Origin of the sequence: Planobispora rosea (assembly GCF_014648175.1) — a bacterium.
GTDB lineage: Bacteria > Actinomycetota > Actinomycetes > Streptosporangiales > Streptosporangiaceae > Planobispora > Planobispora rosea.
Genome location: NZ_BMQP01000001.1, coordinates 55,365 through 66,891, shown reverse-complemented (window position 1 = coordinate 66,891; position 11,527 = coordinate 55,365). Strand labels below are relative to the sequence as shown.

The window sequence follows — 11,527 nt, the reverse complement described above, 5'->3', positions numbered from 1 at the left end:
GGGGATTCCAACCGTCACCGGTTGGCCTTCCTGCTTCACCGCCAGTTGCCCGCTCGGAGAACTCCGTTGAGGACTTACACCAGCTCCACAGGCGTTTCACCTCTCCGCCAGCCCGGCGGCGAGGATGTTCTGCGCGGCGCTGACGTCACGATCATGGGTCGCGCCGCAGGCGCACTGCCAGGTCCGCACGCCCAGCGGCATGCTCTGTTGCACCGCGCCGCAGGCCGAGCACAGCTTGGACGAGGGAAACCAGCGGTCGATCACGACCAGGTCCCGCCCGTACCACTGCGCTTTGTACTGCAGCATCGAGCGCAGCTCCCGCCAGGAGGCATCGGAGATGGCACGGGCCAGCGAGTGGTTCTTGACCATGGTGCGGACGCTCAGGTCCTCGATCACGACCGTTTGGTTCTCACGGACGAGCCGAGTGGTGAGCTTGTGCAGGTGGTCGCGGCGGCGGTCGGCGATCCGGGCGTGGGCGCGGGCGACCTTCAGCCGGGCCTTGGCCCGGTTGCCGCTGCCCTTGGCCTTGCGCGCCAGGTTCCGCTGGGCCTTGGCGAGCCTGCGCCGGTCGGCCCGCTCGTGTTTCGGATTGGTCACCTTCTCCCCGGTCGACAGGGTGAGCAGCGACGTGATCCCGGCATCTGCCCCCACCCAGGCGTCCACCGGCTCCAGCGGGCGGATCGTCTCCTCGACCAGGAGGGACACGAACCAGCGCCCGGCCGCGTCCTTCGAGACCGTCACCGTGGACGGCTGCGCTCCCTCGGGCAGCGGGCGCGACCACACGACGTCCAATGGGCCGTCCATCTTGGCGAGGGTGAGCCGACCCGCGCGCCACGTGAACGCCGAGCGGGTGTATTCGGCCGATGCCCGCGACTTCTTGCGGGACTTGAACGCCGGGTACTTGGCCCGGCGGGCGAAGAAGTTGGCGAAGGAGGCTTGAAGGTGGCGCAGCGCCTGCTGCAACGGCACCGACGACACCTCGGAAAGGAACGCCAGCTCGGGTGTCTTCTTCCACTGGGTGAGCGCGGCCGAGGTCTCCACGCAGGAGATGCGGCGGCCCTCGACGGTGTAGGCGCGGGTCCGCTCCTGCAGAGCCTTGTTGTAGACCAGGCGCACGCAGCCGAAGGTCCGGGCAAGCTCCTGGGCCTGTCCGGGGGTCGGATGGAAGCGGTACTTGTAGGCCCGCTTCACGCTCTGCGCCATGTCTCACATCATCGCGCGATCGGTTAAGAACCGCATGGTTGTTCGATACAGCGGTTCGCCGGGCGGTGAATCGCCTGCCCCTGTCCTGCTGCGCAGGGGTCCGATTCCTCCCCCGCCTGAAGGCGGGGGTTTCCTCGGAGGTTTTAGATGACCGTCAAGGATGTGCTCCGCGGCCTGTTCCTCTTCGAAAAGCTGGAGGAGGACAGGCTCGATCACCTGGCCGCGCTCGGCGAGATCCGCGAGGTGGAGGCGGGCGAGCTGGTCGTACGGCAGGGCGACCCGGCGGACTGCTTCCTCGTGCTCGTCGAGGGCGAGGTCGTGATGTCCACCCTCACCCCCTCCGGGGCCATCTCCCTGGCGCCCACCTCCCAGCCCGGGGTCTACGCCGGAGCCGTGGCGGCCTATCTCGGCGACCGCGCGCCGGAGACCTACCTCCACTCGCTCCGCGCGACCAAGCCCTCGCGGCTCTTCGCGCTGCCCGCCGCGGAGTTCGGCCGGGTCATGAACGAGTGGTTCCCGATGGCGGTGCACCTGCTGGACGGGGTGCGCACGGGAGGTCTGGCCCAGCGGGACCTCATCGACCGCAGGCAGCGGCTGACCGCCCTGGGCACGATCACCGCCGGGCTCACCCACGAGCTCAACAACCCCGCCGCGGCGGCCGCGCGGGCCGTGGGCGAACTGCGGGAGAAGGTCCGCTCCTCCCGCAGGCGCCTGGCCGAGCTGGCGGAGACGGGCATCTCCCCCGAGCGGCTGCGCGCTCTGGTGGACCTGGAGGAGAAGTGCGCGAGCGGCAGGGCGGACGTGCCCGCCCGGTCCCCGCTGCAGATCTCCGACGCCGAGGACGAACTGGGCGACGCGCTGGAGGAGGCCGGGGTCGCCGACGCCTGGGAGATCTCCGCTCCCCTGGTCGCCGCCGGGTTCGACGCGGAGAAGCTGGAGAAGGTCCGCGGCGAGGTCGGTGACGGCCACCTGCCGGGGGCGATGCACTGGCTGGCCGAGGCGGTCGAGATCGCCCAGATGCTGGACGAGGTGACCGACGCGACCGAGCGGATCACCTCGCTGCTGGCCTCCGCCAAGCAGTACTCGCAGATGGACCGCGCGCCGTACCAGACGGTGGACGTGCGTGAGCTGCTGGACAGCACGCTCACCATGTTCCGCGGCAAGATCCCGCCGGGGATCAGCGTGGCCACCGACTACGACCCCGCGCTGCCGCCGCTGCCGGCCTACGCGGGAGAGCTCAACCAGGTGTGGACCAATCTGATCCACAACGCGCTGGACGCGATGGACGGGACGGGCACGCTGACCGTCCGCACCCGCCTCGAACACGACACCACCGCGCTGGTCGAGGTCTGCGACACCGGTCCCGGCGTCCCCGAGCACCTGCGCGACCGGATCTTCGAGCCGTTCTTCACCACCAAGGCCGTCGGGGAGGGCACCGGGCTGGGCCTGGACATCTCCTTCCGCATCGTGGCCGGCCGGCACGGCGGCGACCTGCGCGTGGAATCCGTCCCCGGCGACACCCGCTTCCAGGTCCGCCTCCCCCTCACCGAGCGGCCGGGGGCCTGATCCCGTCCGCGAGCCTCCGGCCTGATTCCGTACGCGAATCTCCGGAGATCGAGGTATTCGCTTTTGATTTTCGAGGTTTTTCAGGATCTGCAGTGAAAATAGCCTGGGAGGGACCTCCGGCCCACCGGCCGGTCCAGTCCTTCGGGAGGCAGCCATGGCGAAGTTCATGGACGTCCATCACGGTATGCAGGGGATCACCGCGGAACAGCTCCACCAGGCGCACGACGCCGACCTGGCGATCCAGAGCGAGGAGAACGTCGTCTTCGAGCAGGCGTGGGCGGACCCGGAGTCGGGCATCGTCTACTGCCTGTCGGAGGCGCCCAGCGCCGAGGCCGTGCAGCGCATCCACGAGCGGGCGGGTCACCCGGCCGACGAGGTCCACCCCGTGCCGCTGACCGTCTGACCGCGCGGGCCACGATGAAGCGGGCGATCATCCGTCACCGGTGACCAGACCCACCCCGCCCAGGAAGTAGTCACCGATGTTCCGGTAGGGCACCGCGTCGCCGGGGCGGGGCCGCCACTCCGGAAGATTGACTATGCCGGGATCGACCAGGTCGAAGCCGTCGAACAGCCGGATGACCTCCTTGCTGGTCCGCGGCACGAAGGGCGAGGAGGCTCGGTTGTAGGCCTTGGTGACGCCGTCCGCAGCCTCGGGCCGGGCGTCGGTCACGACGTGGGACATGGCCAGGTAGCTGCCGGGCGCCATGGCGGAACGCAGTTCGGCGATGATGTCCGCGGGGCCGTCCGCGTCGGGGATGAAGTGCAGGATCGCCAGCAGCAGAATGGCCACCGGCCGCTCGAAGTCGATCGCCGCGCGGAGGTCCGGGTGGTCCAGGATCTCCCGGGGACGGCGCAGGTCTCCCGTGACGATGGAGACGTTGCGGTTCTTGCCCAGGATGGCCCGGCCGTGGACCAGCACCGTGGGGTCGTTGTCGACGTAGACGACCCGGGCGCCGGAGGCGACCTGGTGGACGTTGTTCTGCGTGGGCAGCCCCGCGCCGATGTCGATGAACTGGTCGATTCCCTGCTCCACGAGGAACTCGACGGCGCGGCCGAGGAAGGCGCGGTTGGACCGGACGCTGTGGCGGATCTCCGGGACGACGGCCAGTGCCTGTTCCGCCGCCTCCCGGTCGGCGGGGAAGTTGTCCTTCCCGCCCAGGTAGTAGTCGTACATCCGCGCGACGTTGGGGATGTTCGCGTGGAAGCCGATGTCGGCGGGGTCGCTCACGTGCCGCTCCAAATGACGACATTTATCGAATTGGTGGCATCATAACGATCAAAGCCCTGGAGATGACGGCGCGAAGCTGACAAGATCCCGGCATGGCCGTCTCCCCCACGCGCCGCGTCCTGGGCCTGGACCTCGCCGATGGCATCGGCCGCGGCAACATGTGGACCTGCCTGTCCATGGCGTTCGCCGCGACAGCGGTGATCTCCTTCCTCCCCGCCACACAGCCCTACATCCTCAGCGGCGTCCTCGGCGTCGCAGAGGAGGACCAGGGAAAGATCGTCGGCCTGCTGGGCATCGCCGCCGAGATCGCGATGATCGCGAGCCTGGCCTGGTACGGCGCGCTGGCCGACCGGTACGGCCGCCGGCCCATCGTCGTCGCCGGCTTCACCCTGTGCGCGCTGGGCGTCGCCCTGTTCCCCTTCGCCGGGAACACCACCGTGCTCGTCGCGCTCCGGGTGGTCTTCGCCCTCGGCGTCGCGGCGCTGAGCGGCATGCTGTCCACCGTGGCGGTCGACTACGTCCGGGACTCCTCGCGCGGGAGGTCCTACGGCCTGGTCGGCCTGTTCAGCGGTCTGGGCGCGATGGTCGCCGTGCTCGCCCTGGTCCGGCTCCCCAAGGTTCTCGAGGACGGAGGGACGGCGCCGGTCACCGCCGCCCGGGTCTCGTTCCTGATCATTGCGGCGGTCGTGCTGGCGGTCGGGGCGGTGATGTGGCGGGGCCTGTCGAGAACGCAAGTGAGCGCCGCCGAACGTGTCCCGCTGCCCCGGCTGGTCGCCGAGGGGGTCGCGCTCGCCCGGGATCCGGGGGTGGCCCTGTCGTACGCCGCAGCGTTCGTGGCCCGCGCCGATCTCGCCGTCGTCGCCGGATTCATGTCCCTGTGGGTGACCGGTCACGCCCTCGCCGCGGGCATGTCCGGCGCCGAGGCGCTGGCGCGGGCCGGCGCCGTGGTCGGGATCGCCCAGACCACGGCCATGCTCGCGGCTCCCGCGTTCGGCTGGCTCGGTGACCGCATGCGCCGCCAGGACGTGGTCATCCTCGCCCAGGCGCTCGCCGCCGTCGCCTACCTGTCCACCCTCCTGATCTCCGATCCGCTCGGCCCCGGCATGATGGCCGTGGCCGTCCTCGTGGGTCTGGGCGAGATCGCGGTGATCACCACCGCGGGGCCGCTCCTGGCCCAGCAGGCCCCCGCCTCCATTCGTGGCTCCGCCTACGGTGTGCAGACCCTGTGCGGCGCCATCGGCATCCTGACGGTCTCGGGCCTCGGCGGATACCTCTACGACGCCTGGCGTCCCGCCGCGCCGTTCGCGGTCGCCGGCGTCGCCGGCCTGCTGGTCGTCGTGTTCGGGCTCGCGGTGCGGCGGCGCGTCACGCCTCTGCCCGGGGAGAGACAGGAACCCGCCGCCGTCGTCTGAGACCTGGTACGTGCTCAGAGCACGTGCTCAGACCGCGGCCGGGACTTCCGGGTCCGGCCGCTCCGGGGCGCAGAACGCGTGGGCGACCGAGACCAAGGCGACTAGGAGCCGTGGACGCCCCTGACCGTGTCCATGAGCCGGGCGAGGACCTTGCCGCCGGAGACGCGCACGCCGTCGTGCTCCCACTCGTTGGTCACCCACGCGCGCACGTCGCCCACCGCGCGGGCGGTCTCCATGGACAGGCGCTCGTCGACGTACATGTCGTCGTAGTAGACGGCGGCGGCCACCGGGACCCGGTTGGCCGCCAGCCGCGCCGGGTCGTAGAGGGCGGGCCAGCCTCCGTCGGCGGCGAGGATCTCCGCGGCGCCCTTGAAGGGGCGCAGGGCGGCGATCTCGTCGAACATCCAGGGATAGATCATCTCCCCGGTGGGCAGCAGCGGGCGGGCGTCCTCGGCGAACTCCTCCGGCCGCAGCCGGTGCGCCGACCAGGCGGGAGCCGCGCCCTGGGCGTAGATCGACTCGTGCAGGACCGCGTAGAGCGGGTTGCCCACGAAGCCGGTGGCCGTCATGACCTCGTAGCGGAACACGGCCGACAGCTCGCCGCCGGTCCAGGCCTCGTCGAGGAGCCAGTGCAGGTACTCGGCGCCCTCCCCGGTGCCCAGGCTCATGCCCAGCGTCTGCAGGCGGCGCACGGTCAGCGGGTCCCCGTCGGGGAGGAGGACCTCCTCCCGGCCCAGGTGGTCGGCGATCGCGTCCAGCCGGGCGCTGTCACCGGGGTAGCGGGCGAAGAAGCGCTCCACCTTGCCGCGGACCCGGGGGTAGGTGCGGGAGTAGACGTCGTCGGCGGTGGCCGTCAGGCCGGGCAGCCCGCCGGTGACGTAGCAGGCCGCCAGCCCCTCGGGCGCCCGCGACAGGTAGGTGAGCGTGATGAACCCGCCGTAGCTCTGGCCGAGGATCTCCCACGGCCGGTCCCCGCAGAGCCGCCGCCGGATCAGCTCGGCGTCGGCGACGATCGCGTCGGCCCGGAAGTGCCTGAGGTAGGCGGCGATCCGCTCGTCGGCCGCGGCGGCTCCGGTCGTGACGGCTCCGGTCGCGGCGGCTCCGGTCGCGGCGGCGGACTCCGTCAGACCGGCGGGTCGGGTCACGGCGGCGGCTGCGGCCAGGGTGGCGGCCGTGACGGGGGTGCTGCGGCCGGTCCCCCGCTGGTCGAGCAGGAGCACCCGGTGCGTCTTCAGCGCGTGTCCCAGCCAGCCGTCGGCCGCCGCCGGTCGCGGCGCCTTGCCTCCCGGGCCGCCCTGCAGGAAGAGCAGCCAGGGCAGGTCGTGGTCCCGCCTGGCCGGGTCGACCGCCTCCCGGGCGAAGACCTCGATCTCCGGCCCCCCGGGGTCGGCGTGGTCGAGGGGGACGGTGAAGACGTGGTCGGTGAGCTCGACACCGGGCAGCAGGACGGTCATCCGCGAAACGGTACCCGCTCCGGACGGCGCGGACGCTCCCGGCCGGGATCGGCGAAGGCCCCCGCCGCGGGAGCGGCGGCCGGCCGGAGCCGCGAACGACGTGCGCGTCCCGGCCGCCGTACGGCCTCCTCGCGCGCTCGCCTCACCTGGACCGTCCGCGGCAACCACTGATACGCTCCCAAGCGAGCGCTTGGTTTCGTACGGCTCGCCGTACCGGGAGCGCGGCACGGGACACCACGGAGACGACCGCCAGGGGACGCCGATGAAGTTCTCGACCTTCCACCTCTTCCACCGGTTCGACGGCCAGAGCTTCAAGGACGTCTACGACTACCACCTGGAGCTGGCGGAGCTCGCCGAGGAACTGGGGTTCACCGGAGTGCGGCTGGCCGAGCACCACTTCCGCGACTACGGGGTGGTGCCCAACCTGTTCACCATGCTGTCCCACCTGGCCGCCCGCACCGAACGGCTCCGCCTCGGCACCGGGATCGTGGTCCTGCCGCTGCACAACCCGGTCCACGTCGCCGAGGAGGCGGCCATGGTGGACCTGCTCTCCGGCGGGCGGCTGGAGCTGGGCATCGGGCGCGGTTACCAGAGCTTCGAGTTCGAGGGCTTCGGCATCGACCTGGCCGAGGCACGTGACCGTTTCAACGAGGCGCTGGAGATGGTCCTCGGTCTGTGGACCAGCCCGGCCTTCCGGCACGAGGGCAAGTTCTACCGGACCGGCACCGAGGTCGAGCTGGTCCCCCGGCCGGTGCAGAGCCCGTACCCGCCGGTCCACGTGGCCGCGGTCTCCCCGGAGACCGTGACCATGTACGCCGAGCGCGGCCTGCCCGTCCTCGCCGACCCGGCGGCGCCGTTCCGCAAAGTGGTGCGGGCCGCCGAGACCTGGCGCGAGACCGCCGGGCGGGCCGGGCACGACGTGACCGCGGCGGAGCTGGTCGTCGCCCGCAGCGTCTACGTCGCGCCCACCGTCGAGCAGGCCCGCGAGGACCAGGCCCGCTTCGAGGCGATGTTCGACCGGGCTCGGATCTTCAACGAGAAGAGCGCGCCGATCGACCCGAGGACCGGCAAGGCCGCCCAGGGCTTCGAGTACTACCAGGACCGCTACCTCAAGGGCGGCGCGGTCTCCAACGACTTCCGCTGGGAGCAGCTGGAGGTCATCGGCGACCCGGAGCGGGTGATCGGCCAGATCAAGCTGCTCGAGGAGGCCGGCTTCGCCAACCTGCTCTGCGACTTCGGCAGCACCCGGCCGATGCCGCTGGACGACATGAAGAAGGTCATGCGGTTCTTCGCCGCAGAGGTCATGCCCGCGTTCCAGTAACCCCCGTCCCCAGGAGGCGCGATGATCCACCAGCTGACCCTGTCCGACGTCCTCGCCGAACACGCCCGCAGCCGTCCGCAGGTGACGGCCGTGGTGGACGGCGAGGTACGGCTCACCTATCCCGAACTCGACGAACGGGTCACCCGCCTGGCGAACGCGCTGGCCGCGCGGGGGGTCACGGCCGGGGAGCGGGTGCTCTGGCTCGGCCGGAACGCGCACGCGGTGCTGGAGCTGCTGCTCGCCTCGTCCCGGCTGGGCGCGATCTTCTGCCCGGCCAACTGGCGGCAGTCGGCCGACGAGCTGGCGTTCGTCCTGGACGACCTGGCGCCGAAGGTCGTGGTCTGGGAGCGGTCGGAGGCAGCGGCCCCGCTCAGCGGGGACGGCTGGATCCTCGCGGGTGCCGACTACGAGGCGTTCCTGGCGGGAGGGTCCGCCGAGGCCGTGCCGGAGCCCACCGGCGACACGGCGCCCGGCGGTGACACAGTGCCCGCCGGCGACACAGTGCCCGGCGGTGACGCGGCGTCGGCCGGTGACGCGGCGCCCGTCCTCGCGCTCTACACCGCCGCCTTCGACGGCCGCCCGAACGCGGCCCTGCTCAGCAGCGCCGCGCTGGTCGCGCACAGCGCCTCACTGCTGGTGGTCCGGCAGATGGAGCCGGGGTTCACCTTCCTGAACAACGGCCCGCTGTTCCACGTCGGCACGATGATGTTCTGCCTGGCCACCTTCCAGATCGGCGGGACCAACGTGTTCACCCCGGCGTTCGACGCCGAGGAGGTCTGCCGCCTCATCGACGCCGAGAAGGTCACCCAGGCGTTCCTGTTCGGGCAGATGATCGACGCCGTGGTGGCCACCAACGCGGGCGGCAAGTACGACCTGTCCTCGCTGCGCTTCATCTCCCACTCCGACGAGTGGGACGCGATGACGACCGTGGACGACTCGCCGTGGTGCCGTTCCAAGATGGGCGGGTACGGCCAGACCGAGGTGGGCGGCATGCTGACCTTCCTCGGCCTCGCCCCGGGCGCGGCCGGGTTCGCCGGACGGCCCTCGCCGCTGGTCCAGGTCCGGCTCCTGGACGACTCCGGGGCCGAGGTGCCGCCGGGCGAGGCAGGCGAGATCTGCGCGCGCGGAAAGTCGATCTTCTCGGGCTACTTCAACCGCCCGGAGCTGAACGCGGCCAGGACCCGGGGCGGCTGGCACCACACCGGAGACCTCGGCCGCCGCGAGCCCGACGGCACGATCACCTTCATCGGGCCCCGGCTCCGCATGATCAAGTCCGGGAACGAGAACGTCTACCCGGCCGAGGTCGAGCGGGCGCTGAAGATCCATCCCGCCGTCGCCGACGCCGCGGTCATCGGCGTCCCCGACGAGCGGTGGCACCAGGCGGTGAAGGCGGTCGTCGTGCTCAGGGACGGACAGGCCGCCTCGGAGGAGGAGATCGTCGAGCACGTGAAGGGGACGCTGGCCTCCTACAAGAAGCCCCGGCACGTCGTCTTCGCCGAGTCCATCCCGAAGAAGGGGTTCACCCCGGACTACGACGCCCTCGACGCCGCCCACGGCGGCGGTAACTACCCCGGTTCCTGACGGCGGCCACCCCGGTTCCCGACCGCCCCGGCCGCGTCGCACCGTCGCCGGAGCGGGGTGTGCGTCACGCCGCCTCGGCGCCGTGACGCACACCCCCCTCCAGGTTGTCGATGAGGTCCGTGGTGTGGCGCAGCAGCTCACGGGCCAGCTCGCGGCTCTCGCTGATGGCCACCTCCCACGTGTCCCTGACGGCGTCCTGGCTGCGGGCCATCACCACCAGCGCGGAGGTGGACGACAGGGCGATCAGGAAGCCGTGGGTCAGCAGCGGATGGTGATCGGGAAGGTTCGCCCCCCGGACCCGCCAGTTGCTGTGCTGCGCCACGTCCGAGCCCAGCACCAGCGTCAGCGGGCAGCGGGCCAGCAGGATGCGGTAGACGACGGCCAGCTCGGTGTTCCAGCTGTGGTTCTCGGGCATCAGGAACCCGACGACCGGGGGCACCGGCGACTGGGCGAGGGGACCGGCCATGGTCAGGGTGATGGTGTTGACCTCGTCCCAGGCCAGCCCGCTGGAAACGTGCGCGCCGGACTCGACGGCCCGGTCCCAGAAGGACACGTCGTCGCCGCCGGAGACCTCGCGCAGGCGGATGGGCGCCTTGGGCATGGACAGGCCGTCGGGCAGCGCGCCGGGACGGCCGTGGAAGTATCCGCGCTGGTAGTTGCCGCCCAGGCTGCGGCCCATCATGAAGCCCGACTGGTCCTCGACGTTCTCCACCAGCAGCGTCGCCCCGGTGTGCTGGACCTCGCCCAGCGCCGCCGCCACCGCCTGGCCGGCGTACGCCCGCCCGTAGGTGAGCAGGTGGTGGTCGAGCTTGACCACGTCGGGCTCCAGCACCGGCAGCATCGCCATGCCCGCCTCGCTGAACTCGATGTCGCCGATCGACACGCCCCAGCGGGCGGCGCGGGCGCGCCGTACCGTCTCCAGCACCTGCCGGGGGTAGCGGCCCATCGCGTCACCGGAGAGCTCGACGAGCACCCGGAGTTCGCGGGTCGCCTCCCACACCGTCGGGAGCAGGTCCTCCGGGCACTCCACGATGAGCGAGTCGGAGGCGACGTTGACGAACAGCGACACCGCCCCCGGGAACCGGCGGGCCAGCATCTGCCGGAACGCCTCGGCACGGCAGATCCAGTCCAGCTCACCGGCGCGGCCCACCGCCCGCGCCGCGGAGAACAGCCGGTCCGGGGCCCGCAGCGGCGAGTTCTGCGGGCCGCGGCTGAGCGCCTCGAAGCCCACCACCTGGTTGTGGACCACGTCCAGCACCGGCTGGAACTCCACCTCCACCTGGCGGTTGTCGATGATCCAGTTGATCAGGTCGGTGTGCTGGGTGATCCCCAGCGCGTGCTCGTGCGGCACCCGTGCCGAAGGGATCACGTCCCGTCCCGGCGCGGAGTCCCTCGGCGGCACGACCAGGGCGCCGGAGACGGGCGGGGACCCGGGGCCCGCCCCGTGACCCGGCGCGGGGTGCGCGGCCCCCCCGCCCGCGCCGATGGCCTGCCGCGCCCTCCCCCACAACGTGGGCTCCGAGCGGGCCGGACCCGAGCCAGGAGGACCCTCCGGACGCTCCCAGAGAATCCACCGAGTAGAACGATCTTCTGACATGGTCGGGCCCCCCTCCTCGGGGACATGGGTGCCGGGGAAACGGTCGGCTCCGCACGCCGGCCGGTGGCACGTTCCCGGCGACGGCAGGGCAGGTTCTGCCTGCGTCGTCCCATCGGCCGCGCCCGTCCCCACTTGACCCGAAATCTCATGGACCATCACCGGCCC

The 11,527-nt window shown here is 71.6% G+C and carries 8 protein-coding genes and 1 pseudogene; 5 read left to right on the top strand and 4 right to left on the bottom strand.

From position 1 onward, the window contains the following. Window positions 1-12 precede the first annotated feature (12 nt). Window positions 13-1,203, bottom strand: a pseudogene (locus IEZ08_RS00280) (RNA-guided endonuclease InsQ/TnpB family protein); the annotation flags it as partial. A 147-nt stretch (window positions 1,204-1,350) separates the two neighbouring features. On the opposite strand from IEZ08_RS00280, the gene IEZ08_RS00275 reads away from it, so the two are divergent. Both IEZ08_RS00275 and IEZ08_RS00270 read left to right on the top strand, forming a co-directional pair. Then, window positions 1,351-2,769 carry an ATP-binding protein gene (locus IEZ08_RS00275; protein ID WP_068921896.1) on the top strand — a complete coding sequence of 473 codons (1,419 nt, stop codon included), beginning with the start codon at window positions 1,351-1,353 and terminating at the stop codon, window positions 2,767-2,769. Window positions 2,770-2,923: 154 nt separating this feature from the next. Next, on the top strand, window positions 2,924-3,172 hold the full coding sequence (locus IEZ08_RS00270; RefSeq protein WP_068921895.1) for an SCO4226 family nickel-binding protein: 249 nt from the start codon (window positions 2,924-2,926) through the stop codon (window positions 3,170-3,172). Window positions 3,173-3,199: 27 nt separating this feature from the next. Here IEZ08_RS00270 and IEZ08_RS00265 read toward each other — a convergent pair whose 3' ends face one another. Next, complete coding sequence (locus tag IEZ08_RS00265; RefSeq protein ID WP_229802820.1) at window positions 3,200-3,997, bottom strand: SAM-dependent methyltransferase; 798 nt, start codon at window positions 3,995-3,997, stop codon at window positions 3,200-3,202. A gap of 92 nt (window positions 3,998-4,089) precedes the next feature. Here IEZ08_RS00265 and IEZ08_RS00260 point away from each other — a divergent pair, with 92 nt between their 5' ends. Continuing rightward, on the top strand, window positions 4,090-5,409 hold the full coding sequence (locus IEZ08_RS00260) for an MFS transporter (RefSeq protein ID WP_068921894.1): 1,320 nt from the start codon (window positions 4,090-4,092) through the stop codon (window positions 5,407-5,409). 101 nt (window positions 5,410-5,510) lie between these two features. On the opposite strand, the gene IEZ08_RS00255 is transcribed toward IEZ08_RS00260, so the two are convergent. Then, window positions 5,511-6,863 (bottom strand): alpha/beta fold hydrolase, encoded by a 1,353-nt coding sequence (locus IEZ08_RS00255; protein WP_068921893.1) that lies wholly within the window; start codon window positions 6,861-6,863, stop codon window positions 5,511-5,513. Window positions 6,864-7,125: 262 nt separating this feature from the next. Here IEZ08_RS00255 and IEZ08_RS00250 point away from each other — a divergent pair, with 262 nt between their 5' ends. Together IEZ08_RS00250 and IEZ08_RS00245 are read left to right on the top strand one after the other, a co-directional pair. Next, the gene (locus IEZ08_RS00250) at window positions 7,126-8,184 is read left to right on the top strand and encodes an LLM class flavin-dependent oxidoreductase (protein ID WP_068921892.1); all 1,059 of its coding nucleotides are present in this window, start codon (window positions 7,126-7,128) and stop codon (window positions 8,182-8,184) included. Window positions 8,185-8,205: 21 nt separating this feature from the next. Beyond that, entirely contained in the window at window positions 8,206-9,765 is a 1,560-nt protein-coding gene (locus IEZ08_RS00245) for an AMP-binding protein (protein WP_189241422.1), read from the top strand. 64 nt (window positions 9,766-9,829) lie between these two features. Here IEZ08_RS00245 and IEZ08_RS00240 read toward each other — a convergent pair whose 3' ends face one another. Next, a complete protein-coding gene (locus tag IEZ08_RS00240) occupies window positions 9,830-11,134 on the bottom strand; it encodes an EAL domain-containing protein (RefSeq protein WP_176728411.1) in 1,305 nt (434 codons plus the stop codon). Window positions 11,135-11,527 lie beyond the last annotated feature (393 nt).